The organism is Geodermatophilus dictyosporus (genome assembly GCF_900115505.1).
Lineage (GTDB): Bacteria > Actinomycetota > Actinomycetes > Mycobacteriales > Geodermatophilaceae > Geodermatophilus > Geodermatophilus dictyosporus.
The window spans coordinates 165,347-187,788 of sequence record NZ_FOWQ01000007.1 but is presented as its reverse complement, the minus strand read 5'-3'; the positions used below and the strand labels follow the sequence as shown (position 1 = coordinate 187,788).

At 77.4% G+C, this 22,442-nt stretch carries 25 protein-coding genes, 1 pseudogene and 2 riboswitches; of the genes and pseudogenes, 13 read left to right on the top strand and 13 right to left on the bottom strand.

Annotated features, from left to right (window positions below):
* Nucleotides 1-31: 31 nt before the first annotated feature.
* Genes BMZ33_RS16985 through BMZ33_RS24205 form a run of 4 tightly spaced genes read left to right on the top strand, consistent with a single transcriptional unit; the run spans nt 32 to nt 1,630 of the window.
* Nucleotides 32-226 carry a hypothetical protein gene (locus BMZ33_RS16985; RefSeq protein ID WP_091113316.1) on the top strand — a complete coding sequence of 65 codons (195 nt, stop codon included), beginning with the start codon at nt 32-34 and terminating at the stop codon, nt 224-226.
* Nucleotides 223-921 carry an alpha/beta fold hydrolase gene (locus BMZ33_RS16980; protein ID WP_091113310.1) on the top strand — a complete coding sequence of 233 codons (699 nt, stop codon included), beginning with the start codon at nt 223-225 and terminating at the stop codon, nt 919-921. Before BMZ33_RS16985 ends, BMZ33_RS16980 begins: the two co-directional genes overlap by 4 nt.
* 29 nt (nt 922-950) lie before the next feature.
* Complete coding sequence (locus BMZ33_RS16975; protein ID WP_091113306.1) at nt 951-1,349, top strand: DUF1622 domain-containing protein; 399 nt, start codon at nt 951-953, stop codon at nt 1,347-1,349.
* Nucleotides 1,346-1,630, top strand: coding sequence for a DUF1622 domain-containing protein (locus BMZ33_RS24205; RefSeq protein WP_244524300.1), 285 nt, complete (start codon nt 1,346-1,348; stop codon nt 1,628-1,630). The genes BMZ33_RS16975 and BMZ33_RS24205 overlap by 4 nt, the downstream gene beginning before the upstream one ends.
* A gap of 268 nt (nt 1,631-1,898) precedes the next feature.
* On the opposite strand, the pseudogene BMZ33_RS24200 reads toward BMZ33_RS24205, so the two are convergent.
* Both BMZ33_RS24200 and BMZ33_RS16960 read right to left on the bottom strand, forming a co-directional pair.
* Nucleotides 1,899-2,282: pseudogene (locus BMZ33_RS24200) on the bottom strand (GNAT family N-acetyltransferase); the annotation flags it as partial.
* 50 nt (nt 2,283-2,332) lie between these two features.
* Nucleotides 2,333-3,136 carry an SDR family NAD(P)-dependent oxidoreductase gene (locus BMZ33_RS16960; RefSeq protein ID WP_091113303.1) on the bottom strand — a complete coding sequence of 268 codons (804 nt, stop codon included), beginning with the start codon at nt 3,134-3,136 and terminating at the stop codon, nt 2,333-2,335.
* 189 nt (nt 3,137-3,325) lie between these two features.
* Here BMZ33_RS16960 and BMZ33_RS16955 point away from each other — a divergent pair, with 189 nt between their 5' ends.
* Both BMZ33_RS16955 and BMZ33_RS16950 read left to right on the top strand, forming a co-directional pair.
* Nucleotides 3,326-3,955 carry a superoxide dismutase gene (locus BMZ33_RS16955; protein ID WP_091113299.1) on the top strand — a complete coding sequence of 210 codons (630 nt, stop codon included), beginning with the start codon at nt 3,326-3,328 and terminating at the stop codon, nt 3,953-3,955.
* Between the two features lie 163 nt (nt 3,956-4,118).
* A complete protein-coding gene (locus BMZ33_RS16950; protein WP_091113296.1) occupies nt 4,119-5,411 on the top strand; it encodes an Nramp family divalent metal transporter in 1,293 nt (430 codons plus the stop codon).
* A 25-nt stretch (nt 5,412-5,436) separates the two neighbouring features.
* Here the strand turns inward: BMZ33_RS16950 and BMZ33_RS23445 are convergent, their stop codons facing one another.
* From BMZ33_RS23445 to BMZ33_RS16925, 6 genes are all read right to left on the bottom strand, one after another.
* Nucleotides 5,437-5,607, bottom strand: coding sequence for a hypothetical protein (locus BMZ33_RS23445; protein WP_169064477.1), 171 nt, complete (start codon nt 5,605-5,607; stop codon nt 5,437-5,439).
* A gap of 214 nt (nt 5,608-5,821) precedes the next feature.
* Nucleotides 5,822-6,637, bottom strand: coding sequence for a bifunctional hydroxymethylpyrimidine kinase/phosphomethylpyrimidine kinase (gene thiD / locus BMZ33_RS16945; protein ID WP_091113293.1), 816 nt, complete (start codon nt 6,635-6,637; stop codon nt 5,822-5,824).
* On the bottom strand, nt 6,634-7,272 hold the full coding sequence (gene thiE / locus BMZ33_RS16940) for a thiamine phosphate synthase (RefSeq protein ID WP_091113290.1): 639 nt from the start codon (nt 7,270-7,272) through the stop codon (nt 6,634-6,636). The genes thiD and thiE overlap by 4 nt, the downstream gene beginning before the upstream one ends.
* Entirely contained in the window at nt 7,269-8,054 is a 786-nt protein-coding gene (gene thiM, locus BMZ33_RS16935) for a hydroxyethylthiazole kinase (protein ID WP_091113287.1), read from the bottom strand. Before thiM ends, thiE begins: the two co-directional genes overlap by 4 nt.
* Nucleotides 8,046-8,143: riboswitch (TPP riboswitch) on the bottom strand. It overlaps the preceding gene by 9 nt.
* A complete protein-coding gene (locus BMZ33_RS16930; RefSeq protein WP_091113283.1) occupies nt 8,135-8,770 on the bottom strand; it encodes a TenA family protein in 636 nt (211 codons plus the stop codon). It overlaps the preceding riboswitch by 9 nt.
* Nucleotides 8,767-9,345: a TenA family protein gene (locus BMZ33_RS16925; protein WP_091113280.1), complete on the bottom strand. Its 579-nt coding sequence runs from the start codon at nt 9,343-9,345 to the stop codon at nt 8,767-8,769. Before BMZ33_RS16925 ends, BMZ33_RS16930 begins: the two co-directional genes overlap by 4 nt.
* A 33-nt stretch (nt 9,346-9,378) precedes the next feature.
* Nucleotides 9,379-9,491: riboswitch (TPP riboswitch) on the top strand.
* On the opposite strand from BMZ33_RS16925, the gene BMZ33_RS16920 reads away from it, so the two are divergent.
* The 5 genes from BMZ33_RS16920 (at nt 9,481) to BMZ33_RS16900 (ending at nt 13,513) form a co-directional block, all read left to right on the top strand.
* Nucleotides 9,481-10,794, top strand: a complete 1,314-nt coding sequence (locus BMZ33_RS16920) for a purine-cytosine permease family protein (RefSeq protein WP_091113277.1) — start codon at nt 9,481-9,483, stop codon at nt 10,792-10,794. Its footprint overlaps the riboswitch before it by 11 nt.
* A complete protein-coding gene (gene thiO / locus BMZ33_RS16915) occupies nt 10,791-11,903 on the top strand; it encodes a glycine oxidase ThiO (RefSeq protein WP_091113273.1) in 1,113 nt (370 codons plus the stop codon). Before BMZ33_RS16920 ends, thiO begins: the two co-directional genes overlap by 4 nt.
* Before the next feature lies 1 nt (nt 11,904).
* Nucleotides 11,905-12,105: a sulfur carrier protein ThiS gene (gene thiS, locus BMZ33_RS16910; RefSeq protein ID WP_091113268.1), complete on the top strand. Its 201-nt coding sequence runs from the start codon at nt 11,905-11,907 to the stop codon at nt 12,103-12,105.
* Complete coding sequence (locus BMZ33_RS16905; protein ID WP_169064476.1) at nt 12,102-12,935, top strand: thiazole synthase; 834 nt, start codon at nt 12,102-12,104, stop codon at nt 12,933-12,935. The genes thiS and BMZ33_RS16905 overlap by 4 nt, the downstream gene beginning before the upstream one ends.
* Nucleotides 12,932-13,513: a thiamine phosphate synthase gene (locus BMZ33_RS16900; protein ID WP_091113265.1), complete on the top strand. Its 582-nt coding sequence runs from the start codon at nt 12,932-12,934 to the stop codon at nt 13,511-13,513. Before BMZ33_RS16905 ends, BMZ33_RS16900 begins: the two co-directional genes overlap by 4 nt.
* On the opposite strand, the gene BMZ33_RS16895 is transcribed toward BMZ33_RS16900, so the two are convergent.
* Nucleotides 13,486-14,835, bottom strand: coding sequence for a uracil-xanthine permease family protein (locus BMZ33_RS16895; RefSeq protein ID WP_169064475.1), 1,350 nt, complete (start codon nt 14,833-14,835; stop codon nt 13,486-13,488). The two genes, BMZ33_RS16900 and BMZ33_RS16895, sit on opposite strands and share 28 nt — an antisense overlap.
* A 220-nt stretch (nt 14,836-15,055) precedes the next feature.
* Here BMZ33_RS16895 and BMZ33_RS16890 point away from each other — a divergent pair, with 220 nt between their 5' ends.
* On the top strand, nt 15,056-15,481 hold the full coding sequence (locus BMZ33_RS16890) for an ATP-binding protein (RefSeq protein WP_091113257.1): 426 nt from the start codon (nt 15,056-15,058) through the stop codon (nt 15,479-15,481).
* A 14-nt stretch (nt 15,482-15,495) separates the two neighbouring features.
* On the opposite strand, the gene BMZ33_RS16885 is transcribed toward BMZ33_RS16890, so the two are convergent.
* From BMZ33_RS16885 to BMZ33_RS16875, 3 genes are all read right to left on the bottom strand, one after another.
* Nucleotides 15,496-17,583, bottom strand: coding sequence for a SpoIIE family protein phosphatase (locus BMZ33_RS16885; RefSeq protein ID WP_169064474.1), 2,088 nt, complete (start codon nt 17,581-17,583; stop codon nt 15,496-15,498).
* Nucleotides 17,584-17,754: 171 nt separating this feature from the next.
* A complete protein-coding gene (locus BMZ33_RS16880; RefSeq protein ID WP_169064473.1) occupies nt 17,755-18,483 on the bottom strand; it encodes a trypsin-like serine protease in 729 nt (242 codons plus the stop codon).
* 641 nt (nt 18,484-19,124) lie between these two features.
* Nucleotides 19,125-19,910: a hypothetical protein gene (locus tag BMZ33_RS16875; protein ID WP_091113251.1), complete on the bottom strand. Its 786-nt coding sequence runs from the start codon at nt 19,908-19,910 to the stop codon at nt 19,125-19,127.
* Nucleotides 19,911-20,225: 315 nt separating this feature from the next.
* Here BMZ33_RS16875 and BMZ33_RS16870 point away from each other — a divergent pair, with 315 nt between their 5' ends.
* Nucleotides 20,226-21,581, top strand: coding sequence for an APC family permease (locus BMZ33_RS16870; RefSeq protein WP_169064472.1), 1,356 nt, complete (start codon nt 20,226-20,228; stop codon nt 21,579-21,581).
* Here the strand turns inward: BMZ33_RS16870 and BMZ33_RS16865 are convergent.
* Nucleotides 21,523-22,437, bottom strand: a complete 915-nt coding sequence (locus BMZ33_RS16865) for an ATP-grasp domain-containing protein (protein WP_091113247.1) — start codon at nt 22,435-22,437, stop codon at nt 21,523-21,525. The two genes, BMZ33_RS16870 and BMZ33_RS16865, sit on opposite strands and share 59 nt — an antisense overlap.
* Between the last annotated feature and the right edge of the window lie 5 nt (nt 22,438-22,442).

Sequence of the window (22,442 nt, the reverse complement as noted above, 5' to 3'; positions counted from 1 at the left end):
ACCCGCCCGGCGCCGGGCACACGCCCCGACCATGTGGCTGTTCCTCACCCGCAGGCTGCGGGTCTGGCTGATCGTGACCGTGCTGGTGCCGCTGGCCACCGGGCTGCTCCGCCGCGTCGGGCAGGCACTGGAGCGGCGCCGCGGACCCAACCCGGTGAGCCGGGCGCTGCTGCAGGCCGGTGACCTGGGCGACCGGGCGCGCGCCCGGCTGCGCGGCCGCCGTTGACGACCGCCGCCCGGGTCCCCGCCCTCGACCACACCCCGGCCACCGTCCCGACCCGGGCGGTGGCGGTCTTCGCGCACGGCGGCACCGTCGCCAGCGTGGAGCCGCCGCGGGAGCGGGCGCTGTCGCTGATCCGGATGCGCGCGATCCAGGAGGCGGTGTCGCGGGCGGCCGCCGGGCGCGGGGTGGACGCCTACCTGGTGCGCTACCGGGTGGCCGGCTGGAACGGCGCGGCGGCCGACGCGCACGCCGACGTCCGCTGGGCGCTGGACCAGGTGCGCGAGCGGCACGGCGACGTCCCGGTCGTGCTGGTCGGGCACTCGATGGGCGGGCGCGCGGTCCTGCGGGCTGGCGACGACCCCTCGGTCGCCGCGGTGTGCGGGCTGGCCCCGTGGACGCCGCCGGGCGAGCCGGTGGGCCACCTGCGCGGGCGCACCGTCGTCCTGGCCCACGGGCGCGGCGACCGGTGGGTGCCGGCCCGGCTGTCGGCCGACTTCGCCGTCCGGGCGCACGTGGCCGGGGTGCGGGTCGCCCGGTTCACCCTGCCCGGCGGGCACGGGATGGTGCGCTCGGTCGGCCGGTGGCACGCGCTGGTGCGCGACGTCGTGCTCGCGGGGGCCGGGCTGGCACCCGGCCGCCCCGACGTGCGGGCCGCCCTGGACGCGCCGCCGCCGGAGGGTCTCGCCGTCCCGCTGTGAGCGGCTCCCGTCCCGGGTAGGCGCCAGCCGTGGAGGAGCTGCTCGCCGAGGTCGTCGGCGTCCTGGTCACCGTCGTCGAGGCCTGCGGGGCCGCCGTCATCCTGGTCGGGGCGGTGTGGGCCTTCGCCCGCTTCGTCTGGGTGGGCGTGCGGGGCCACGGGTCGCGCGCCTTCGTGCCGGTGCGGCTGACCCTCGGCCGGTTCCTCGCGCTCGGCCTGGAGTTCCAGCTGGCCAGCGACGTGCTGCGGACGGCGGTGGCGCCCAGCTTCCGCGAGCTCGGCCAGCTGGCCGCCGTCGCCGCGATCCGGACGGCGCTGAACTACTTCCTGTCCAGGGAGATCGCCGAGGAGCGCCGGCAGGTGGCCGAGGAGGCCCGGGAGGCGACCCCCGACCCCGCCGCACCGGAGTCCCCGGGACGGACCGCGTGACCTCGCTCGGACCGCTGCCCGGCACGCTGGCGCTCCTCGTCAGCGGCCTGGCCCTGCTCGCCGGCGCGGTCGCCCTGGTCGCCACCCGGCGGCCGGCCCTCGCGCTGGGGGTGCTGCTCGACCTGCTCCTGGCGGCCGGGCTGCTGCGGCTGGCCGCCGAGCCGACCTGGACCTCGATCGCCACCGCGGCCGCCGTCGTCGCGCTGCGCCGGCTGATCGGCGCCGGCCTGCGCGCGGGCGGCCGGGTGCTGGCCGACGTCCCTCCCCCGGCCCACCGGTGACCGCGGCCGTGCGGCTCCGCGGCCGTCGGGGGCGCCTGGCTGGAGCACCTCTACGCCGACCCGCCGCCCCGGTCGCCCCGGACGCACGACGGGCGGGATCGGCGCGGTCCGTGGCAGGTGGGGCCCACCGGCTGCAGGAGCTGGTCGGGCCGAGGTCGGGGACGTCGTCGTCGGCCAGCCGCGCCCACACCAGCTCGTCGTGCTCGCGCCCGTCGCCGTACCGGTAGGAGCGGCGCAGCCGGCCCTCGAGGGTGGACCCGGCCCTGGCCGCCACCCGCGCCGACGCCTCGTTCTCCGCCGCGTGGAACAGCTCCACCCGGTCCACCGGCAGCGTCGCGAACCCCCAGCGGGCGGCGTCGAGGGCCCGGGCGGCCACTCCGCGACCCCGCGCGGCCGGCACGGTCCAGTACCCGGCCTGCGCGTGGCCGGCGACGACGTCGACCGAGTGCAGGGTCAGCGAGCCGAGGAACGCGCCGGAGGCGGCGTCGGCGACCGCCCAGGACACCCGGTCCGGCCGGCTGGTCAGCCGGGCCAGCAGCCCGGCGGTCTCCTCCCGCGACGCCACTCCCCCGGCCCACAGCCGCACGGCCGGGTCCTGCTGCGCGGCCCACACGTCGTCGACGTCGTCGTCCCGCCAGGGACGCAGCCGCATCGGGCCGGCCTCGACGACGGCGGGACCGGGCAGCACCCGGCCATCGTGCCTCAGCCGTCCGCGGAGCCCGGCTCGGTCATCACCCGGTTGAGCTTCGCGGCCACGTTGCCCGGCGTCACCGCCGACAGCCGGCCCATCGCCTTGCTGGCCAGCGACCCGGCGAACACCGACGCCTCCCCCTTCATCAGCCCCTCGAAGCCCTGGCGGGCGACCTGCGCGGGGTCGTCCTTGGCGTCGGTGGCACCCATCCGGGTGTCGGTGAGGTCGCCGCGGTCGAAGAACTCGGTGTCGGTGGGCCCGGGCAGCAGGGCGGTGACGCTGACGCCCCGGTCGGAGAGCTCCTCGCGCAGCGCCAGGGACAGGTGCTGGACGAACGCCTTGCTGGCGCCGTAGACGGCCTGGAACGGCTGCGGCGCCTGCGCGGCCACCGACGAGGTGAACAGGATCCGGCCCTCGCCGCGGGCGGCCATGTCCTGGGCCACCCGCTTGGCGAGGTGCACCGTCGACCCGCAGTTGAGCGCCACGATGCCCAGCTCGGCGTCGAGGTCGGTGTCGGTGAACGCCCCGCCGACGCCCACGCCGGCGTTGATCGCCGCGGCGGCCAGCGGGCGGCCCGACCCCCGGACGGCGGTGACCAGCAGCTCCCGGTCCTCGTAGCGGGTGAGGTCGCCGCGCACCGGGGAGACGTGCGCGCCCATCGCGCGCAGGGTCTCGGCGGCGGCGTCGAGCTCGGCGTCCTCGGCGGCGACGACGAGGTCGAAGCCGTGCTCGGCGAACTGCTTGGCCAGCTCCAGGCCGATGCCGCTGGAGGCGCCGGTGACGAGGGCGAGGGGGCGGTCGGTGGGCAGGGTCACGGGGACTCCCGGGGGTCGCGAGTGCGGTCCCCTCCTGCATGCCCCGGACCTCGGGCCGCGACCCCTCGGCACCCGATGACGCGACACACGTCCGACCGGGTGGCCCCCGGGGGCCACGGGTCGGCCCTGCCGTGTCACCCCGGGCGGGCAGGACGACGGGCGTCCAGCCATCCCGACGGAGGGAACCCCATGCCCGAGTACGTGCTCCCCGACCTGCCCTACGACTACGGGGCCCTGGAGCCGCACATCTCCGGCGAGATCATGCAGCTGCACCACGACAAGCACCACCAGACCTACGTCACCGGGGCGAACACCGCGCTGGAGAAGCTCGCCGAGGCGCGGGCGAACGACTCGCTGGGCACGGCGAACCTGCACGAGAAGAACCTGGCGTTCAACCTGGGCGGGCACGTCAACCACTCGGTGTTCTGGCCCAACATGAGCCCCGACGGCGGCGAGCGCCCCGACGGCGAGCTGGCCGCGGCCATCGACGACCAGTTCGGCTCCTTCGAGGCCTTCCAGGCCCACTTCACCGCCGTCGCCGGCGGCGTGCAGGGCTCGGGCTGGTCGATCCTGGCGTGGGACTCGGTGGGCCAGAAGCTGCTCATCTGCCAGCTCCACGACCACCAGGGCAACCTCACCGTCGGCCTGGTGCCGCTGCTGATGCTCGACATGTGGGAGCACGCGTTCTACCTGCAGTACCGCAACGTGAAGAACGACTACGTCGCGGCCTGGTGGAACGTCGTCAACTGGGCCGACGTCACCACCCGCTTCACCACGGCGCGCACGGCCACGGCCGGGCTCATCGTCCCGGCGGCCTGAGCGGGTCCCGGGGGCGCCCGCGTCCGCGGCCCCGGGCCCGCTGAGGCCAGGCTCACCTCGGCCCGCGCGGGCCACGCCCTGGCCCGACCGTGACACCCCCGGCGGGCAGACCAGGAGCGAGCACCCACCCCCGTCCCCCGCCGCGCCGCCCTGTGAGGCCCCCGTGTACCTGTCGAAGACCGAGGCCGCCGTCCTGCCGACGACGCTCGTCGGCACGCCCCGCCCGTCGCCGGGACCGACCGGACGGCGGCGGATCTGGCCGCTGCTGGGCCCGGCCTTCGTCGCCGCCGTCGCCTACGTCGACCCCGGCAACTTCGCCACCAACTTCTCCGGCGGCGCCTCGTTCGGCTACACGCTGCTGTGGGTGATCGTCGCGGCCAACCTCATGGCGATGCTCATCCAGAGCCTGACCGCCAAGCTCGGCCTGGCCACCGGGCGCGACCTGGCCACCCTGTGCCGGGAGAAGCTGCCCCGGCCGGTCACCTGGGGGCTGTGGGTGCAGGCCGAGGCGGTCGCCATCGCCACCGACCTCGCCGAGATCGTCGGCGGCGCCGTGGCGCTGTACCTGCTGTTCGGGGTGCCGCTGCCGATCGGCGGCCTGATCACCGCCGTCGTCGCGTTCGTGCTGCTGGGGGCGCAGTCACGCGGGCACCGGCCCTTCGAGCGGGTCATCACCGGGCTGCTGCTGGTCATCGGTGCCGGGTTCGCCTACACGCTCGTCGGAGCCGGGGTCGACGTCGGCGGGCTCGCCGGCGGGATGGTGCCCTCCTTCGAGGGCCCGGAGAGCCTGGTGCTGGCCACCGGCATCCTCGGCGCCACGGTCATGCCGCACGTCATCTACGTGCACTCCGCGCTCACCCCGGGCCGCTACGGCGACGTCGTCACCGCCGGGCGCACCCACGAGGGACGGCGCCGGCTGCTGCGGGCCCAGCGTCTCGACGTGCTGCTGGCGATGGGCATGGCCGGGCTGGTCAACGCCGCGATGCTGGTCATCGCCGCGCAGCTGTTCACCGGCAGCGCCGACGAGGTGACCTCACTGGAGGGTGTGCACGCCGGCCTCGGCCAGCAGCTGGGCACCGGCGCCGCGCTGGCCTTCGCCGTCGCGCTGCTGGCCTCGGGCTTCGCCTCCTCGTCGGTGGGCACGCACGCCGGGCAGGTGGTGATGGCCGGGTTCCTCAAGCGGCACATCCCGGTGCTGGCCCGCCGGCTGATCACCCTCGCCCCGGCGCTGGCGGTGCTGGTCCTCGGCGGCGACCCGACCACCGCGCTGGTGTGGTCGCAGGTGGTGCTCAGCTTCGGCATCCCGTTCGCGCTGGTGCCGCTGCTGTGGCTGACCAGCCGCCGCGACCTGATGGGCGGCTGGGTGAACCGGCGGGTCACCACCGTGGTCGGCTCCGTGGTCGCCGCGCTGATCATCGCCCTCAACGCCCACCTGCTGATCGGCTTCGTGCTCTGAGGACCGCGCCCGCCGGTCGAGCCCGTCAGGCCGGTTCCGGGACGCCGCCCGGGTCTCCACCGGGGTCGTCGGGCGTCGGCTCGATCGGCGGGGGCGGCAGGGGCTCCGGGGCGTCCGGGAGCAGCTCGCCGGGGTCGTCGGGCACCGGCTCGGTCGGGTCGATCGGCGGGACCGGCTCGGGGATCGGCGTGACCATGCGGGGAGTCAACCAGCGCAGGACGCCGACCGCGACGACCCGCCGGGGCCGACGGCGTGCGCGCAGGCACCGTTCCGCGCCGCGAGACGGTGCACCGGCGCACGCCGTCGCCGGGGCGGATCAGGTCACCGCGACGCCGAGCACGTGCGGGCTCGCGGGCACGCGGACGCGCGCCGCGTCCTCGGGATCCGACGGGTCGCCGGGACGACGAGCGTCAGGCGGGCCAGACGCCGGCGAAGTGGTGCACCGGGCCGTGGCCCGAGCCGATGCCCAGCGACTCCCCGGCCTGCAGGGCCCGGTGCAGGTAGTCGCGGGCCTGCTCGACCACCGGCTCCCAGCGCCCCGGCCCGCCGACGCCGCGGGCGGTCAGCGCGGCGATCGCCGACGACAGCGTGCAGCCGGTGCCGTGCGTCGCGGAGGTGTCCACCCGCGGACGCCGGGTGACGACGACGCCGTCCGCGGTGGCCAGCACGTCGACGCTCTCGGCCCCGCCCAGGTGCCCGCCCTTGAGCAGCACCGCCCCGGGCCCGAGCTCCAGTAGCGCCTCGGCCTGCGCGGGCAGCTCGTCGACCGTGGTCGCGGGCGGCACGCCGAGCAGCGCGGCGGCCTCGGGCACGTTCGGCGTCACCAGCTCCACCACGGGCAGCAGCTCGGAGCGGACGGCGGCGATCGCGTCGTCGTCGACCAGCCGGTCGCCGCTGGTGGCCACCATGACCGGGTCGCACACCACCGGCCCGGCAACCCGGTCGGCCAGCGCGACGGCGACCTCCCGGACGACGTCGGCGGTGCCGAGCATCCCGGTCTTGGTGGCGTGCACGGTCACGTCGGCGAGCAGCGTGCCGACCTGCTCGCCGACGAACGCCGCCGGCACCGGGTGCACGCCGGTCACCCCGCGGGTGTTCTGCGCGGTCAGCGCGGTGAGCACGGCGGTGCCGTACACGCCGAGCGCGCTGAAGGTCTTCAGGTCGGCCTGGACGCCCGCGCCGCCGCTGGGGTCGCTGCCGGCGACGGTCAGCGCGACCGGGGTCACCGGGTCCCCTCCCGCAGCGCGCGGGCGGCCGCGGCCGGGTCCTCGGCGGCGCAGATCGCCGACACCACGCAGATCCCGTCGACGCCGGTGACCAGCGGCGCCCGCTCGACGTCGATCCCGCCGATCGCCACGGTCCGCAGCCCGCCGGCCGCCGCCCTCGCGGCCAGCGCGGCGACGCCCTCGGGGCCGAGCCCGGTACCGGCGTCGGGCTTGGTCGGCGTCGTCCACACCGGCCCGATGCCGACGACGTCGACCGTGCCCGGCGGCAGCGCCAGCGCCCCGGCCAGCTCGTCGTCGGACCCGGTGGACAGCCCGAGCAGCCGGTCGGGGCCGATCCGCCCGCGGACCTCGGCCGCGGGCAGGTCGTCCTGGCCCACGTGCACGCCGTCGGCGCCGGCCATCAGCGCGACCTCGACGTCGTCGTTGACGAACAGCGCCACGCCGGTGCCGGCCAGCACCTCCTTGACCGAGAGCGCCAGCGCGTACAGCTGCCGGCACGACGCGGTCTTGTCGCGCACCTGCACCGCCGTGACCCCGCCGGCCACCGCGGCGCGGACGACGTCGGGCACGCCGCGCGGGCCGGCCAGCGCGGTGTCGGTGACCAGGTAGAGCGTCGGGTCGAACGGCGGCCTCACGCGGTCACCTGCGCGGCGGAGAGGTCGGTCAGCGCGTCGAGCGCGTCGAGCCACAGCGGGGCGAAGGTGCCCGGCCCGGCGGCGACGGCGGCCGCGGCCTCGGCGGCCAGCGCCACGTGCGCGTGCGCGGCGACCGCGCCGGTGAGCGGGTCGCCGGCGACGGCGACGTAGGCGGCGACCAGCGCGCCGAGCGCGCAGCCGGCGCCGGTGGTGCGGGTGAGCAGCGGCGACCCGCCGCCCACCCGGACGGTGCGGGACCCGTCGGTGACGACGTCGACCGCGCCGCTGACGGCGACCACACCCCCGGTGCGCCCCGCCAGCGCGACGGCGGCGTCCAGCGCGTCGTCGGCGGCCGCGGTCGAGTCCACCCCGCGCCCGCCCGCGCCGGCGCCGGCCAGGGCCATGACCTCGCTCGCGTTGCCGCGGACGACGGCCGGCCGCGAGCCCAGCAGCTCGTCGGCCAGCTCCGTGCGGAAGGCCAGCCCGCCGACGGCGACCGGGTCGAGCACCCACGGCGTCCCCGCCGCCGCGGCCGACCGGGCGGCCAGCCGCATCGCCTCCGCGGTGCGCCGGTTGACGGTGCCGACGTTGACCAGCACCGCCGAGGCCACGGCCGCGAACCCCTCGGCCTCGGCCGGCTCGTCGACCATCGCCGGCGCCGCGCCGACGGCGAGCAGCGCGTTGGCGGTGAGCGTCTGGACGACGGTGTTGGTCAGGCAGTGCACCAGCGGTGCGGCGCCCGGGAGCGCCTGACGGGCAGTGGTCAGAGCAGCGGCATCCACGCCGTGACGTCCCTTCGCCAGCATGACCTGGACAGGTTCGACGGGTGTGTTCTCAGCCCGCCGGACGGCGGACACCCCGGTCACTGCCCGCCGACGCTACCCTCGCCGCGCCAGGCCGCGTCGAAGAAGGCGAGCTCCAGCTCCATCGCCCGCCGGTAGGCCCGGCGGACGGCGGGGGTGCCGGCGGCCAGCCGGTCGAGCAGCGCCTCCAGCGTGGCGGCCAGCTCCTCGAAGCCCGGGTCGGCGTAGGTGTCGACCCACTCGCGGTACGGCCCGGTTGCACGTGGAACGAGGGCCTGGCCGAGGTGGGCGTAGAGCCGCATGCACGGCGTCATCGCCGCACAGACCTCTCCGACGTCGCCCAGCGCCGCGGTGGCCAGCAGGAACTCGGTGTAGGCCAGGGTGGCGGCCACCGGCTCGACGACGGACAGGTCGATCCCCCACCGCGCGGCGTAGCCGTCGTGCAGCCGCAGCTCACCGCGGACGCCGGCCAGCAGGTCGGCGAAGGCCTCCAGCGTGGCGCGGTCGCGGCTGCGCGCGACACCGAGCGCGTACGCGCGGGCGAAGGCCTCGAGGAAGAACGCGTCCTGGGCGACGTACCCGGCGAAGCGCTCCCGCGGCAGCGTGCCGTCGGCGATCCCGGTGACGAACGGGTGCGCCAGCGCCGCGCCGGCCAGGTCGGCGCTGCCGGCCCACAGCTCGGCGGAGAGGCTCACGACAGCGCCATCCCCCAGAACGCCTCCTCCGCGGCGGTCACCTCGAGGAACACCGCGTCGTCGGCGTCCCCGGCCACCGCCGCCAGGCCGGCGACGTACGCGGCGAACCCGGGCACGGTCCAGTGCTCGACGAACTCGCGGTACCCCGGCGCCCCGGGGAGCGCGGCGGACCACGCGTCGAGGTAGGTCCGCTCGATCGTCCACAGCGCGGTCAGCGCGGTCCCGGCGTCGGCGGCGTCCAGCCGGTCGAGCAGCTGCGCGTAGGCCACCGTGGCCGGCAGCCGGGGCGCGGCGAGGTCCAGTCCCCGCCCGGCGGCCACCGAGGAGAACCAGGCCAGCTCCTCCACCAGCGCGACGCACCCGGCGGCCAGCACCGCCGACGCCGGCCGCGGCGCCCGGGCCAGCAGCCGGGCCTGGAAGCGCAGCAGGTCGGCGACGAAGTGCGCGTCCTGCACCAGCCAGGTGTCGAACGCCCCGGCGGGCAGCGTGCCGTCGCGGACGGCGTCGAGGAACGGAGCGCGGGTGGCCCGCCGCCACGCGTCGGGGTGGCGGGTGAGCAGCTCGGCGACCGGCACGGCGGAGCACCCTACGGGGTGCGTATGGTGGCCTGCGCCATGTGCGGGAGCTCGGGGCGACCGGGCTGAGAGGGCGGCTGCAGGCGCCGCCGACCGCTGGAACCTGACCGGGTAATGCCGGCGTAGGGAGCAGCCATGAGCACCGACGTCCAGCGCACCTCCGACGCGCCCCTCACCCTCGACCAGGCGCCGCCGCGCACCCTCGGGCTCGGCGCCAACCTGGGCCTGTGGGCCAACCTCGGCGTCAGCGTGCTGCTGCCGGTGGCCGCCGTCTTCGTCGTGCTGCCCGGGCGGCCGCTCGGCGTCACGGTCGCCGCGATCGTCGTCGGCGCGGTGGTCGGCGCGACACTGCTCGGCCTGGTCGCCGCGGCGGGCGCGCGGGAGGGCGTCCCCGGGATGGTGCTGCTGCGCGGGCTGCTCGGCCGGCGCACCTCCTGGCTGCCGACGGCGTTCAACCTCGTGCAGTGCGTCGGCTGGGCGACCTTCGAGGTCGTCGTCATCGCCGAGGCCGCCTCCCGGGTGCTCGACGCGCCGCGCTGGCCGTTCGTCGTCGCCGCCGGGGTGCTGGCGACGGCGATGGCGCTGCGGCCCCTCGGGGTGGTGAGAGTGCTCGCCCGCTACGCGGTGTGGGCGGCGCTCGCCGCCGTCGTCTACCTGTTCGTCGGGGTGCTGCGCGAGCCGCTGCCGCCGATCGAGGGCGGCGGCGCGACGTCGTTCTGGACGGCGGCCGACATCGTGATCGCGCTGCCGGTGTCCTGGCTGCCGTTGGCCGCCGACTACACCCGCCACGCGCGCAGCGCCCGGGCCGCCGGCGTCGGCTCGGCGGTCGGCTACGGCCTGGCCACCGTGGTGATGTTCGTGCTCGGCGTGCTGGCGCTGGCCGCCTACGGCAGCGCCGGGTTCGACGTCATCGACGCGCTGCTGGCCGTCCCGCTGGGCGCGGTCGCGGTGCTCGTGCTGGTGTCGGTGGAGCTCGACGAGGCCTTCGCCAACCTGTACTCCACCGCGGTGTCGGCGCAGAACGTCGTCGCCCGGCTCGACCGGCGGGTGCTCGTGCTCGTCGTCGGCGCCGTGGCCACGCTGCTGGCACTGACCTTCGACGTCGCCGCCTACGAGCCGTTCCTCTTCCTCATCGGCGCGGTCTTCGTGCCGCTGGCCGGCGTGCTGATCGTGGCCTACTGGACCACCCCGCACGGGCGCTGGGACACCTCCGGCACCGCCCCGGCCCGCCCGCTGCTGCTCCTGCCGTGGACCGCCGGGTTCGTCGCCTACCAGCTCACCCTGCCCACGTTCTTCCCCGGCCCGGGCGCCGGCTGGACGGCGTGGTGGACGGCGAGGCAGGCCGACCTGGGCATCGACCCGGCCAACGGCTGGTCGGCCTCGCTGGTCGGCCTCGGCGTCGCCGTCGCGCTCACCCTGCCGGTCGTGCTCCGGGGCCGGCGGCGGTGACCGACGTCGCCGTCGCCGGGGGCGGGCTGGTCGGGCTGGCGGTCGCCTGGCGGGCGGCCCGCCGCGGGCTGTCGGTGACCGTGGTCGACGACGCCCCGGGCGCCGGGGCCTCGGCCGCCGCGGCCGGGATGCTCGCCCCGGTCACCGAGGCCGGCTACGGCGAGGAGCCGCTGCTGCGCCTCGGCCTGGCCTCGCTGCAGCGCTGGCCGTCCTTCGCCGCGGAGCTGGAGGCGGCCTCCGGGCGGCCGGTCGGGCTGCGCACGGTGGGCACGCTGGTGGTCGGGTTCGACGACGACGACGTCCGCGAGCTCGACGCGCTGCACGCCTTCCAGCTCGAGCTGGGGCTGGCCGCCGAGCGGCTCACCCCGCGGGCCGCCCGGCGCCGCGAGCCCTCGCTCACCCCGCGGGTGCGCGGCGGGCTGCAGGTCTCCGGCGACCACTCCGTCGACGGCCGGGCCGTGCACGCCGCGCTGCTCGCCGCCGCCGCGGCCGAGGGCGTCGAGCTGGTGCGCGACCGGGTGGCGGAGCTCGTCGTCGACGGCGGGCGCGCGGCCGGGCTGCGGCTGGCGGGCGGGGCGGCGGTGCCGGCCGGGCAGGTGGTGCTGGCGCTGGGCGCCCGCAGCGGGCAGCTGCCCGGCGTCCCGCCGCTGCCGGTGCGGCCGGTGAAGGGGCAGATCCTGCGGCTGGCCGGCGCCGAGGAGCTGCTCGAGGGCACCGTGCGGGCGCTGGTGCGCGGCCGGCAGGTCTACCTGGTCCCGTACGGCCGCGACGGGCTGGTCGTGGGCGCCACGGTGGAGGACCGCGGCTTCGACCCCACCGTCACCGCCGGCGGCGTGCACGACCTGCTGCACGACGCCATCGACGTCGTCCCGGGGATCACCGAGCTGGAGCTGGTGGAGACGCTGGCCCGCTGGCGCCCGGGGACGCCGGACAACGCCCCGCTGCTGGGACCGGCGTCACTGCCCGGGCTGGTGCTGGCCACCGGCCACCACCGCAACGGCGTGCTGCTCACCCCGGTCACCGCCGACGCCGTCGCCGACCTGCTGGCCGGCGGCCCGCTGCCGGAAGTGGCCGCCCCGTTCACCGCCGACCGCTTCCGGAGGGACTGACGTGCAGCTGACCGTCAACGGCGAACCGGCCGAGCTGGCCGACGACGCCACCGTCGCCGAGCTGGTGGCCCAGCGCGCTCCCGGGCACGACCGGGTGGCCGTGGCGCGCAACGGCGACGTCGTCCCGCGCAGCAGCTGGGCGCGGACCCCGCTGGCACCCGGCGACGCCGTCGAGGTGCTCGCCCCGACCGCAGGAGGATGACCTTGTCGACCCAGGACCTCGCACCGGCCCTGGCCGCGGAGGAGGCCGCCGACCCGTTCGTGCTCGGCGGGGAGACGTTCCGCTCGCGGCTGCTGCTGGGCACCGGCGGCGTGCCGAGCCTGGAGGCGTTGGAGGCCGCCGTCCGCGCCTCGGGCACCCAGCTGGTCACCGTGGCGCTCCGGCGGGTCGAGGCCTCCGCCGGGACGGGAGGGGCGGCTGGCTCGATGGTGCAGGTCCTCGACCGCGCCGGGGTCCGGCTGCTGCCCAACACCGCCGGGTGCATGACCGCGCGCGAAGCGGTGCGCACCGCCCGGCTGGCCCGCGAGGCGTTCGGCACCGACTGGGTCAAGCTCGAGGTGATCGGCGACGAGCGCACGCTGCTGCCCGACGCCGTGGAGCTGCTCGACGCCGCCGAGCAGCTGGTGGCCGAGGGCTTCACCGTGCTCGCCTACACCACCGACGACCCGGTGCTCGGCCGCCGGCTGGCCGACGCCGGCTGCGCGGCGGTGATGCCCCTGGGCTCGCCGATCGGCAGCGGGCTGGGCATCCGCAACCCGCACAACGTGGCGCTGCTGCGGGAGGCCGTCGACGTGCCGGTGGTGCTCGACGCCGGCATCGGCACCGCCTCGGACGCCGCGCTGGCCATGGAGCTCGGCTGCGACGCCGTCCTGCTGGCCTCGGCGGTGACCCGCGCCCGCGACCCCGAGAGGATGGCGCTGGCCATGCGGCAGGCGGTGGAGGGCGGCCGGCTGGCGCGGCTCGCCGGCCGCATCCCGCGGCGCTGGCACGCCGAGGCCTCGACGCCGTTCGAGGGCCTGCCGGCCCTGTGAGCGCCCCGCGGCTGCTGCTGGTCACCGACCGGACGCAGGCCCGCGGCCCGCTCCCCGAGGTGGTCGCCGCGGCGGTGGCCGCCGGCGCCCGGGCGGTCTGGCTGCGCGACCGCGACCTGCCCCTCCCCGAGCGGAGGGCGCTGGCCGCCGAGCTGCGCGCGGCGCTCGACCCGGTGGGCGGGCTGCTGGTGTGGGGTGGCGCCGCCGGGGCGCCGGAGGGCACCGCGGTGCACCTGACGGCCGCCGACCCGTTCCCCGCCGTGCGCCCGCCGCTCGTGGGCCGGTCCTGCCACTCGGCCGCCGAGCTGGCCCGGGCGGCCGCGGAGGGCTGCGACTGGGCGACGCTGTCGCCGTTCGCGCCGACCGCGTCCAAGCCCGGGTACGGCCCGGCGCTGGGCACCGCGGGGCTGGCCGCGCTAGCCCCGGGTGCCCCGCCGGTGCTGGCGCTGGGCGGCGTGCGCCCCGGCGACGTGGCGGGCTGCCTCGCCGCCGGGGCGTCGGGCGTGGCGGTGATGGGACCGGCCATGCGCGACCCCGCCGTCGTCGCCGCCTACTGCGCCGCGCTGGCCGCCGCCTGACGCGCCGCCGGCCGGCCGGGGAGCACCAGGTTCAGCACCACCGCGACGACGGCCGCGACGACGATCCCGGAGTCGAACAAGGCGCCCCACTGCCCGGTGACGCGGTCGACGGCGTCGGGCGCCGACGCGATGCCCCGGCCCAGCGCCAGGGACAGCGCCACGACCAGCAGCGACCGGGTGTCCAGGCCGTCCTTGGCCAGCAGCTGCACGCCGATCGCGCAGACCATGCCGAAGAGCACGAGCACGCCACCGCCGAGCACCGCGGGCGGGATGGCGGCGAGCACCGCGGCCACCTGCGGCAGCAGCGCGAGGCCGACCAGGACCAGCGCGCCGATGGTCACCACGTGCCGGCTCATCTGCCGGGTGAGCGCGACCAGGCCGATGTTCTGGCTGAACATCGTCGTCGGCAGGGCGCCGAAGACGCCGCCGAGCACCGCGCTGCCGCCCTCGGCCAGGACCCCGCCGCGCAGCTCGCGGCGGGTGGCCGGCCGGCCGGCGCCGCCCTCGGTGACCGCGTGCACGGTGCCGACCGAGTCGACCGTGTTGACCACGCCGACGACGGCCATCGACAGCACCGCCACCAACGGGAAGGAGACCCCGAAGGCGAACGGCTCGGGCAGCGCGACCAGCGGCCGGTCCCCGACGCCGGAGAGGTCGAGCAGCCCGAGCGGGATCGCCACCAGGTAGCCGACGACGACGGCGATGAGCACCGACGCGGTGCACAGCAGCCCCCGGCAGAACTGGTTGAGCACCACGGTGAGCAGGCAGACGAGTGCGGCGACACCCAGGTTCACCGGCGAGCCGAAGTCGGGCGAGCCCACACCGCCGGCGGCCAGGTCGACCCCGCTGGGCAGCAGGCCCAGGCCGATGACCAGGATGATCGTCCCGGTCACCACCGGCGGGAACAGCCCGGCGACCCGGTGGATGCCCAGCGCGATGGCCACCTGCACCGCGGCGGTGACCAGCACCCCGCCGAGGACGGCGTCCAGCCCGTGCTCCTCGGCCAGCGGGACGGCGACGGCGATGAACGCGAAGCCCGAGCCCATCATCAGCGGCAGCCGGCTGCCCACCGGGCCGATGCCGACGGTCTGCAGCAGCGTGGCCAGCCCCGCGCACAGCAGCGCGGCCTGCACCAGCAGGGTCGCCTCGCCGGTCGTCGCGCCGATGACGCCGGCCAGGAGGATGGCGGGGGTCAGGTTGGAGGTGAACATCGCCAGCACGTGCTGCAGCCCCAGCGGGACGGCGACGCGCCACGGCGGCCGCCCGTCAGGGTCGGCGGGGTCGGCGGACGGCGGGCGGGACCGGGTGGTCAGGGTGGCCATCGCGGGGCTCCAGGGGCCGGGGGCGGGTACCCGGCACAGCGTCCGCGCCCGGTGTTCCGGCGCCGTGTCGGCGCGGTGACGACGTCGATCGAGCCGCGTCCCGCCACTCGCGGACCTGTGACACCGGTCCCAACCGGGTTTCAGACGTGCTCCAACGAGCCATACGCAGGTGTTCGACATCCAGCCCGGGACGGGGGCTCGACGCGCGAGGAGACACCGGGTGGGACGGGCAGCGGCCGGCGCGGGCTGGCCCACGGCGTCCCCTCCACCGGCGTGGGACGGGCTGCGGTGGCGGCTCTCCGACGTCACCGAGCTCCCCCGGGTGCGCGACGAGCTGCGGCGGAGCATCGACGCCCAGGGGCTCGCCCACCTGCGCGACCGGCTCCTGCTGGTGCTCGACGAGATGGCCTCCAACGCGCTGCGCCACGGCGGCGGCCGGGTGGAGGCCTCCGTCCGCAGGACCGGTGACGCGTTCCTCGTCGCGGTCTCCGACGGCGACACCGGGACCCCGCCGACCCCCGCCGTCGACCGCGACCCCAGCCAGGGCGGCCTGGGCCTCCACCTGATCGCCGAGCTGTCGACCGCGCACGGCTGGTACGTCGAGGGCGACGCCAAGACCGTCTGGGCGGTCCTCCCCCGCCACTGAGCGTCGCGGTGTCGTCAACCTCGAGGGTGGAGGCGGATGGCGACCAGGGCGACGTCGTCCTGCAGGCCCTCGGGGCGCAGCCGGGTGACCAGCGCGTCGCACAGCCGCTCTAGCGGCAGGTGCGCGAGCTGCGCCAGCGCCGTCCGGAGCAGCTCGATGCCGTCGTCGAGCAGCAGGTCGCGGCCCTCGACCAGGCCGTCGGTGTAGAGCAGCAGCGTCGAGCCGCGGGGCACCTCCACCGCCGAGGACGACCGCCGCGCGCCCGGGTCGACGCCGAGCATCAGCTCCCCGCGCTCGGTGCCCAGCGTCCGCACCTGCCCCGACGGCGTGAGCAGCAGCGGCGGCGGGTGGCCGGCGTTCGACCAGCGCAGCGTGGTGCGGCCGGCGGCGCGCTGCTCCGGGGTCTGCTCCACCCGCGCGACCACCGCGGTGGCCATCGTGTGCAGGCCCAGCCCGTCGACGGCGGCGTCGAGCTCGCCGAGCACCGCGTCGGGTGGGTGGTCGCCGCGGTGGGCGATCCCGCGCAGCATCCCGCGCAGCTGGCCCATCGTGGCGGCGGCCTCGGTGTCGTGGCCGACGACGTCGCCGATCACCAGCACGGTGGCGCCGTCTGGCTGCAGGAACGCGTCGTACCAGTCGCCGCCGACCTGGGCGACCTGCACGGCCGGCTGATAGCGGACGACGATCTCGGCGTGGTCGGGCTGCGGCGGCGCGGTGAGCATGCTGCGCTGCAGCGCCTCGGCCAGCCGGCGCTGCTGGTCGAACAGCCGCGCGTTGTCCAGCGCGAGCGCGACGCGGTCGGCGACCTCCCGCGCGGTGCGGACGTCCTCGTCCCCGGCGGCCGGGCGGTCCGGACCGCGGTAGAGGCTCAGCGCGCCCAGCGTCCGCCCGCGGGCCAGCAGCGGCAGCGTCACCGCGGAGCGCGGCGCCAGCGCGTCGAAGACCTCGCGCACCTCGCCCTCGGGCAGCGTCGGCCGGATGACCGCCTGCACGTCGGCCACGGTGAGCAGCCGGCCGGACCCCAGCGCCTGCAGCACCGGCGCGTCGGACGCGATCGAGGCCAGCCGCAGGCCGGCGTAGGTTGCGGTGGCCGCCCGCAGCGCCGGGTCCCGGTGCCAGGACGCGACGTCGCGCATCCGGCCGTCCACGGCGTCGGCGAGGGTGAGGACCACCCAGTCACCGAGCACCGGGACCACCGCCTGGGCGACCCGCTGCAGCGCCCGCTCCTCGGCGACGGCCGAGCCGAGGGCGGTCGACATCAGCGCGCTGACCTCGGCCAGCAGCGCCAGGCGCGCGGCGCCGTCGCGGGCCTGCTGCGCGGCGGCCCGCCGCTCGGTGACGTCGAGGAAGTACACCGACAGCCCGTCGGGCCCGGGCCACGCGCGCACCTCGTACCAGGCGTCCAGCGGCGGCGGGTAGTAGGCCTCGAAGACCTGCTCCTCGCCGGTCTCCACCGCGCCGCGGTAGTGGCTCTCGAAGTCGCTGCCGACCGCGGCCGGGAACAGCTCCCAGACGACGCCGCCGAGCAGCTCCTCGCGCGAGCGGTGCAGCACCCGCTCGGCCTCGGCGTTGACATAGGTGAACCGCCACTCGCGGTCGAGGGCGAAGAACGCCGACCGCATGGTCTCCAGCACCCGGGAGACCCGGGCCTCGCCCTCGCGGACCTGCGTGGTGTCGATGCCGGCGCCCAGGAGCCGCACGGCGACGCCCGAGGCGTCGGCCAGCGCGCGCCCGCGGCCCTGCACCCAGCGGATCTCGCCGGAGGGCAGCACCGCGCGGAACTCCGCGGCGTACTCGCCGCAGGTGTCGATCGCGCCCTGCAGCGCCTGCAGCGTGCGCTCGCGGTCGTCGGGGTGCAGCCGGGCGGCGAAGGCGTCGATCGTCGAGTCGAACTCGCCCTCGGTGAAGCCGAAGAGGGCCTGCAGCTGCTCGTCCCAGGTCAGCCGGCCGCTCTCGAGGTCCCAGTCGAAGCTGCCGATGCCCGCCGCGTCGATGGCCAGCTCGAAGCGCAGCCGGCTGACCTCGGGGTCGTCGGGCAGCGGGGACAGCGGCCGGGGCGGCGCTCCGCCCGGGGACCCCGGACGCTGCTCGGGCAGGGTCACAGGGGCGGTTCCATTCGGTGCGGTCGGCGGGCGGTCCACCGTCCTTTCTCTCACGTCCGGGGGCGCCCCTCCAACCGGTGTGGGCGGAACGACACCCGCCCGGATGCGCGGGAACCCCGGTCCGGGGGTAGGGACCGGGACTCCCTGGCGGGGAGCACCCGCCGCGGGGGGTCAGCCCGCCGCGCGGGTCATCCCGAAGGTCGCCAGCCAGCTCTGCACGACCGGGACGTCCACGCGCTGCAGGCCGTCGATGTAGCGGCAGTCGGCCGTGTAGCCGTAGCCGGTGACGGTGACCAGGTGGCCCGAGTCGGGCGCGAAGGCCGGGCCGCCGGAGTCGCCGAAGCAGGTGCCGCCGCCACCGCGGGCGTCGTGCTCGTCGCCGTTGACCTGCAGGATCTGCGGGGTCAGCTTCTGGCCGACGACGTCGGTGTAGCGACGCACGATCGGGTAGCTCTTCGGCGTCGGCGTCTGCGGGCCGGAGTCGGCCCGCCGCACCTCGGTGCCGTAGCCGACGACGCGGAACCCGGTCCGGTTCAGCCGCGGCTGGGCGTAGCGGTCCAGCTCGTTCGGCGCGGCCAGCTGGGCGGGGTGGATGCCGGTGACGGCCTCGTCCAGCTCCACGACGCCGACGTCGTTCCAGCTGTCCTGGTCGGTGGAGTCGGAGTGCTCCGGGTGCGCGTGTGCGGTGCCGCGGTACCAGCCGTCGGGGAGCTCGTCGTCCGGCCCGTAGCCCGCGGCGAGGTCGCCGGCGACGGGCAGGTCGGACGGCGGCGCCTCGTCGATGACCGGGTCGAAGGAGACGATCGTGTCGCCGTCGGTGCCGGAGGTGCAGTGCGCCGCGGTGAGCACCACCACGCCCACGGCGAGCAGCGCAGCGGTGCCGACCAGCGCCGCCTGCAACCCCCGGGTTCCGGTCCGGCGCGGGTCCGGGGACGCCGACGGGCGCCCGCCCCGCCCGTTCCGGCGCAGTGCCGGAGCAGGTCGGGGCGGGCGCCCGTCGTGGGTCGTGACGCGCGGCGCCCGGGGTGGGGCACCGTCCTGGGCGCTGCTCGACGGCGCCGGGCCTGGCGGACCGCGGCCGGTGCGCTGCACGTCTCCTCCGGCTCGGCCCGTGCGGGCCGGCACCGGACCGTCGGGGCGCCCGTCCCGGCCAGGTCCGGCCGGTCAGAGACCCGGGGGACGGGGGGACGTCCGCCCGGGCACCGGCGGGTGCCTGGGGTCGCCTCCTGCGCGGCGGTCGCGCCGGCGGGCCGCGGTGCCGGTCGTCTGCGCCTCCCGGGAGGGTCCGCGCGCTGTCCTCGGGGGAGCAGTCGGCGGGGGGTCGAGGCGAGAGCGGTCGTGCGCCGTGGTCTGTCGGTGCGAGTCTGCCGGCGGCGGGTGCCGCGGAGGAGGGCCAGGGGGCGGCCACGGGGGCCGGGGGGAGCTGTGCGCGACCGGACCGGCGGTCCCGGCCACCCAGGGGGGAAGTGGTGGCCGGGCCCGTCGTCCTCGTCGGGCGAGGGCTTCTCGGACGGCGTCCCCGGGAGGGGGCGCGCTGCGGGTCAGTCGGGGGCGGGGGGCGGCGGCCGGGGCGAGCCCCGGGCCGTGCCGGGCACCGGGTCGCCCCGGGCCCGCGCCGAGCCGGACCGGCCGGGAGGGCCGGTCCCGCCCCGCGGGACCGCCGGGCGGGCGGGCCAGCCGGCCGGGGCCAGCCCGGGGCCGGTCCCGCCCGGGCGGGGCGGGGGGACCGGCCGGGCTGCCCCGGCCGGAGGGAGCGCCGCGGCGGGGGAAGACGCCGCGGGCTGGACCGTGGGGGTGCTGGGCAGCTCGGTGAGCACCACCGGGCCGGAGGCGACCGGGCGGGCCGGAGCGGGCCGGCCCCAGGCCAGGTGGGCACCGCCGGGGCCGGCACCCCACATCGCCAGGCGGCGCAGCGGGTTCGGACGCGGTGGCCTCGGCCGCGGCGGGGGCACCGCGATCGGCGCCGTCGGCCACGCCGCGTACACGGCACCGGGGCCGGCGCCCCACAGCGCCAGACGCCGCGTCGCCGCCCGCACCCGGGCGCGCAACCGCGAGCCGGCCGGCGCCGGTGCCGCGGGCTCGGTCGGCACGGCGGGCGCGGCGGCCGCCGGGCGGGGCCGCGGGACCGGCACCGGGCGGGCCACCGGCAGCGGCCGCAGCGCGCGCGGCGCGCCGGGCGAGCGGGTGGCCACCGCCCGGCGCGGGCGCGGCCGGCGGGGCAGCCCGTCGGCGCGCTCGAGCAGGTCGAGCAGGCCGGCCAGGCCGCTCGCCGTCAGGTCGTCCGGCAGGGTCGCCGACGACGGAGCAGCTGCCCTGTCGATCGCCATGCCGTCCTCCTGGGGTCTGTGTCCGCGGCCGGGGAAGGTGCCGCGGACGAGGAGAAAGGTAGGGACGACGGCGCCCCGACACGGCCGTTCGCGACACCTCGCGCCGCCCCCGTGACGCAACCGTTGCGAGCCTCTGACCTGCGGTTCGGCGACCCGGCGCTGCCACCGAGCACTTGTCGACAAGCCGGTGGCCCGCACGCTCGGGAGCCGCCGGGAGAGCCTGCGGTCACCCCGGGACACGGCCCGGCGCGCCCGCGTGTCGCGCCGCCGGGATCCCGGTTGGCGGGGATTTCCGGCCCCGTCGAGACTCGGTGGGTGATCTCCCAGCCCGCGGACACCGCCCCGGCCGAGTCCGACACGAAGCTGCGCCGCGCCGTCACCGGCCCGCTGCTGTACCTGTTCATCCTCGGGGACGTCCTGGGTGCGGGGGTCTACGCGCTCGTCGGCGAGGTGGCCGGGGAGGTCGGCGGTGCCATCTGGGTGCCGCTGCTGGGGGCGCTGGTGCTGGCCCTGCTGACGGCGGGCAGCTACGCGGAGCTGGTCACCAAGTACCCGCGGGCGGGCGGCTCGGCGGTGTTCGCGGAGCGGGCGTTCCGCTCGCCGGTGGTCGCCTTCCTGGTGGGCTTCTGCATGCTCGCCGCCGGGGTGACCAGCGCGGCGGGTCTCGCGCTGGCCTTCGCCGGCGACTACCTCGGGGTGTTCCTCGACGTGCCGGCCGCCCCGGCCGCGCTGGTGTTCCTGCTGGCCGTGGCGCTGCTCAACGCCCGCGGCATCCGGGAGTCGCTGCGCGCCAACCTGGTCATGACGCTGGTGGAGACCTCGGGGCTGGTGCTCGTCGTCGTCCTCGGGGCCGTGGTGCTGGGTCGCGGCGACGGCGACGCGGGCCGGGCGCTGGAGTTCCCGCCAGGGGTGTCGGCGGCGACGGCGGTGCTCTCGGCGGCGCTGCTGGCCTACTACTCCTTCGTCGGGTTCGAGACCTCGGCCAACCTCGCCGAGGAGGTCCGCGACGTGCGGCGGGTCTACCCGCGGGCGCTGTTCGGCGCGCTGCTCACCGCGGGCGCGGTGTACGTGCTGGTGGGGCTGGCCGCGGCCGTCGTCCTGCCGCCCGAGGAGCTGGCCGGGTCCACCGGCCCGCTGCTGGAGGTGGTGCGGGCCGCCGACGCCGGCATCCCCGACCGGTTGTTCGGCCTGGTCGCGCTCGTCGCGGTGGCCAACGGCGCGCTGCTCACCATGATCATGGCCAGCCGGATGGCGTACGGGCTGGCCGAGCAGCACCTGCTGCCCGCCGTCCTCGGCCGGGTGCTGCCGCGGCGGCGCACGCCGTGGGTGGCCATCGCGGTGACCACGCTGGTGGCGATGGTGCTGACCCTGGTCGGCGACCTGGCCACGCTGGCCGGCACGGTGGTGCTGCTGCTGCTGTTCGTCTTCCTCAGCACCAACACCGCGGTCCTGGTGCTGCGCCGCGACCGGGTCGAGGCCGACCACTTCCGCGTGCCGGCCGCCGTCCCGGTGCTGGGCACCGCGTCCTGCCTGCTGCTGCTGTGGCAGCAGGAGGCCCGCACCTGGGCGCTCGCCGGGGTGCTGCTGGCGGTGGGCGTGGTGCTGTACCTGGTCACCGCGCTGCCCCGGCGGCGGGCCGAGGCGCGCGGGGGGCACGGAGCCGGGCGCTGACCGCGGCGGCCAGCCGCGCGGCCGCGCGCTCGTCGGTGGTGAGGAACAGGCTGGGCTCGGTGAGCTCCACCTCGATGACCTGCGGGGCGCCGTCGGCCCCGGGCACGAGGTCGACCCGGGCGTAGAGCGGGGCCGCGCCGGTGCGCGCGGCCACCCAGCCGAGCACCCGGTCGCCGAGCGCCCGCTGCCCGGGTGTCGCGGTGCGGCGGGTGATCTCCTCCTCCGCGTAGAGCCCGGGTCCCAGGGCCGCCCCGGCCAGGAGCGCGCCCTTGCCGAAGGCGTGACCGAACTCGCCGTCGACGTACACCAGGCCGGTCTCGCCCTCGGCGTCGAGCCGGTCGAGGTAGGGCTGCACCATCACCGCCCGCCCGCCCGCCAGCACCCGCTCCGCCAGCGCGGTGGCCTCCGCCCGCTCGGGCGGGCCGAAGCGGGCGGTGTCGCGGGCGCCGGCGGAGACCACCGGCTTGACCACCACGTCGCCGGGCCAGCGCTCCAGCGCGGCGGGCACCTCGCCGGGGTGCTCCGCCCACGTCGTGGGGACGACGGGCACCCCGTCGGCGGCCAGCTCCCGGAGGTAGCGCTTGTCGGTGTTCCAGGCCAGCACGCCGGCGGGGTTGTGCAGCGCGGTGACCGCCTCCACGCGGCGCGCCCAGGCCAGGAACTCCTCCCGGCGCGACGCGTAGTCCCACGTCGAGCGGACGACGACCAGCCGCGCGGCCCCCCAGTCGACGCCGTCGTCGGCCCAGTCGGCGGCCTCGGCGGTGAGGCCCTCGGCGGCCAGCGCGGCCACCAGCAGCGGCTCGTCCTCGTCCTTCCCGGCGGCAGGGGCACAGCTGGCGAGGAGCACGTCGGGCACGCGTC

Coding starts and splice junctions, on each gene's coding strand:
- BMZ33_RS16985 (WP_091113316.1), top strand. CDS start 32: ATGTGGCTGTTCCTCACCCGCAGGCTGCGGGTCTGGCTGATCGTGACC.
- BMZ33_RS16955 (WP_091113299.1), top strand. CDS start 3,326: ATGCCCGAGTACGTGCTCCCCGACCTGCCCTACGACTACGGGGCCCTG.
- BMZ33_RS23445 (WP_169064477.1), bottom strand. CDS start 5,607: ATGGTCACGCCGATCCCCGAGCCGGTCCCGCCGATCGACCCGACCGAG.
- BMZ33_RS16920 (WP_091113277.1), top strand. CDS start 9,481: ATGAGCACCGACGTCCAGCGCACCTCCGACGCGCCCCTCACCCTCGAC.
- BMZ33_RS16905 (WP_169064476.1), top strand. CDS start 12,102: ATGACCTTGTCGACCCAGGACCTCGCACCGGCCCTGGCCGCGGAGGAG.
- BMZ33_RS16895 (WP_169064475.1), bottom strand. CDS start 14,835: ATGGCCACCCTGACCACCCGGTCCCGCCCGCCGTCCGCCGACCCCGCC.
- BMZ33_RS16875 (WP_091113251.1), bottom strand. CDS start 19,910: ATGGCGATCGACAGGGCAGCTGCTCCGTCGTCGGCGACCCTGCCGGAC.